The following is a 3051-nucleotide window of genomic DNA, read 5'->3' on the forward strand; positions in this document are numbered from 1 at the left end:
CATCGCCGGCGGCCATGTGGAGCTGTCTCTTATACACATCTAGATGTGTATAAGAGACAGGGGCGGGCCCGGGCCGCGGGCGCCTTCACTTCCGGCGCCGACTGATTCTTGGGGGAGCTGGCGTCGGGCAGGTTTTCCGGGCCGTGGGTGGACGGTTCCGTCTGTTCAGTCACTGCTTTTAATGCCTTTTCCGTCCATGGCGCCGCGGCTGCGGGCCGGATGTGATGATCATCGCAAACACTATCAGCAGCCTTGTCAATAGACGGATGGAGGCCGATTCAGGGGGTGGCCAGAGGCTGCTGCGAAGGGCCGAACTGACTGATTGGTAACAAAACGGTTACTATTGAAAGCAAACCCCCGCTGATGATAGGTATACCTTTGCGTTTCAAGACTGCAGTTGCACTTGTGCTGCTCGGCCTCCTGACACTGCTGGCCGGAATCGGGCAGACGACCATCTGGGCCCCGGCCGAGACCGTCACGGCCACGGCTCCCGCTGATGCGAAAGCCGCGCCGCTGACCGTTATTGACCACAAACTTCGCACCGTCGAAGGGGGCACGGTCACCATCAAGGTCAAGGGTGAGGGCAGTTTCCTGCTGGCCGCAGGCCGCCCGGACGACGTCGACGCGTGGGTGGGCAAGACCGCCCACAACACGGTCACAGGACTCTCCGAGGACACGAAAGCCCTTCAGGTGGAACGCACCGACGGTGAAGCCACGGCGCCCACTCCGGCAGGATCGGATCTCTGGGTCTCCACGGAAAATGCCAGCGGCGAGCTGGACTACACGTGGACCGCGCCGGCGGACGGCGACTGGTCGCTGCTGCTGGCCAGTGACGGCACCAAGCCGGCGCCGACGTCGATTTCCATGACGTTCCCCAATGACACCTCCACGCCGTGGGCCTGTCTCTTATACACATCTCAGGGCCGGCCCCGGAGCTTGACCTGGAGCGGGCCCGGGCGGGGATCGCCCGCCGCGAGAGCGCCCCGGACGGCGTCTGGATGGTGCGGTCCATGACCGCGCGCAAGGCGGAGAAGGCCTACATCTGCCCCGGCTGTTCCACAGCCGTGCTGCCGGGAGTCGCCCACCTTGTGGTGTGGGCCGATGACCACCTCTTCGGCGCGGCCGCCGGGCTCTCGGAGCGCCGGCACTGGCACACGAACTGCTGGACGTCGCGCAACTTCCGCTACCGCTAACAGCGATCGGCGGTAGGCCGCGCCCGCGGACGGAACGCAGCTGACGCGGAAGATAAGCTGGTACGCATGACTTTTGACCCGACGTCGTACGTGTTCAGCCAGCCGTCCGAAACGACCGCCATCCGCGCGTCCACGGTCCTGCCGGCCCGTCGCGAAAACATCGAGATCCGCACCGAGGACGGCCGCACGCTGGTGGGCGAGCTGGCCCTGCCGGAGTCCGGCCCGGTCATGGCCACGCTGATAACGCTGCATCCGCTGCCCACGCACGGCGGCTTCATGGACTCGCACGTCTACCGAAAAGCCTCTTACCGGCTGCCGGCGCTGGCCGGTGTGGCCGTGCTGCGGTTCAACACCAGGGGAACGTCGTCGCCCAGGGGAACCAGCGACGGCGAGTTTGAAGAGGGCATCGGGGAGCGGTATGACGTGGAGGCGGCCGTGCGGTTCGCCGTCGAGCGGGAGCTGCCCAACCGCTGGCTCGTGGGGTGGTCGTTCGGGACCGAGCTGGCCCTTATGTACGGTGCAGTGGAGCCGGTGGCATCGCAGGTAGAGGGTGCCGTGCTGCTGTCACCGCCGCTGCACCGCGCCACCGACGCCCACCTCAAGCTGTGGGCCGCCGCGGGCAAGCCGCTGACCGTGCTGGTGCCGGAACACGACGACTATCTCCGCCCTGCCGAGGCTGCCCGGCGCTTCGGCCTGGTGCCGCAGGCCCGCGTGGTGGCGGTCGACGGCGCCAAGCACCTTTGGGTGGGGGAGAAGCACGCGGCGCGCGTGCTGAACGAAATCGTGGACGACGTCACGAGCAACGGTTCAGGCGCCGCCGGGCTGCCGCAGGAGTGGAACGGGCCGGTGGCCACGGCCACCGCGTGAGGCGCATGCCTTCCCGCTAGTGCTTGTCCTGGCGGACTATGTAGATTTCCTTGACGAGCAGCAGGATGGCGGCGGCTGTGGGGATGGCGATCAGCGCGCCGAGGACTCCGAGGAGGCTGCCGCCGGCAATCACCGAGATGACCGCCACGGCACCGGGGACGGCCACGGCCTTTTGCATGATCCGGGGCGAGATGAAGTACGCCTCGAACTGGAGGTAGGCGAAGTAGCAGATGGCGTACGCGACCGCCTGCTGCCAGCCCAGGGTCAGGGTGATCAGGACAACCACCACTCCGGCGATCATTCCGCCGACCAGGGGTATGAACGCGAGCAGCGCCACCACGAAGGCAAGGAGCACGGCAAAGGGCACGCCGATGATGGACATCACGATGAACGCGAACGTGGCGTTCAGCAGGGCGACCGCAGCTTGTCCGATCACGTAGTTGCCCACCGAACGGGTGATTGCCTCGGACAGCGCCTCCACCCGGGGCCGCCTGGACCGCGGGGCAAGCCGGTATCCCCACTTTTTCATGGCAGGCAGGGCCGCGAGGAAGTACAGGCTAAGCACCAGCACGATCAACGTTCCGAAGAGGCCGTTCGCGACCGTGGAGCCGAAGCCCACCACGCCGCCGAAGATTCCGCCCATGGCCTCGGGGTTCTTGACGAACTTGTCCAGCTCCTGGGAGATGCGGTCGCGGACGCCGAACTGGCTGTCGAGGGACCGGAAGAACTCCGAGTTGATGAAGTCGCGGACCCACACCGGCGCCTGCTGGACGAGTTCCGTCACCTGCTCGACGATGGTGGGGATGAGGGTGGCAAAAAAGCCCACCACCGCAATGATCAGGACGGACACCGACAACAGGATGCCGGCGGGCCGGGGGATCTTGCGGGATTCGAGCCAGCGCACCACCGGGTCAAGGCCCAGGGCAATGAAAAGCGCCGCCACAATCCACAGGCTGTCTCTTATACACATCTAGATGTGTATAAGAGACAG

Annotated in this window: 1 protein-coding gene and 3 pseudogenes; 3 read left to right on the forward strand and 1 reads right to left on the reverse strand. The window is 65.9% G+C overall.

Annotated elements, in window-relative coordinates:
• Positions 1 to 363: 363 nt before the first annotated feature.
• The 3 genes and pseudogenes from B1A87_RS22530 to B1A87_RS22540 all read left to right on the forward strand — a co-directional run.
• Positions 364 to 900 (forward strand): annotated as a pseudogene (locus B1A87_RS22530) (hypothetical protein); the annotation flags it as partial.
• Positions 901 to 920: 20 nt separating this feature from the next.
• Positions 921 to 1193 (forward strand): annotated as a pseudogene (locus tag B1A87_RS22535) (ATP/GTP-binding protein); the annotation flags it as partial.
• A 66-nt stretch (positions 1194 to 1259) separates the two neighbouring features.
• The gene (locus B1A87_RS22540) at positions 1260 to 2060 is read left to right on the forward strand and encodes an alpha/beta hydrolase (RefSeq protein WP_078026696.1); all 801 of its coding nucleotides are present in this window, start codon (positions 1260 to 1262) and stop codon (positions 2058 to 2060) included.
• Between the two features lie 16 nt (positions 2061 to 2076).
• On the opposite strand, the pseudogene B1A87_RS22545 reads toward B1A87_RS22540, so the two are convergent.
• Positions 2077 to 3012: pseudogene (locus tag B1A87_RS22545) on the reverse strand (AI-2E family transporter); the annotation flags it as partial.
• Positions 3013 to 3051: the final 39 nt, after the last annotated feature.

It is taken from the genome of Arthrobacter sp. KBS0703 (genome assembly GCF_002008315.2).
In the GTDB taxonomy this organism is placed as follows: Bacteria; Actinomycetota; Actinomycetes; order Actinomycetales; family Micrococcaceae; genus Arthrobacter.

Coding starts and splice junctions, on each gene's coding strand:
- B1A87_RS22540 (WP_078026696.1), top strand. CDS start 1,260: ATGACTTTTGACCCGACGTCGTACGTGTTCAGCCAGCCGTCCGAAACG.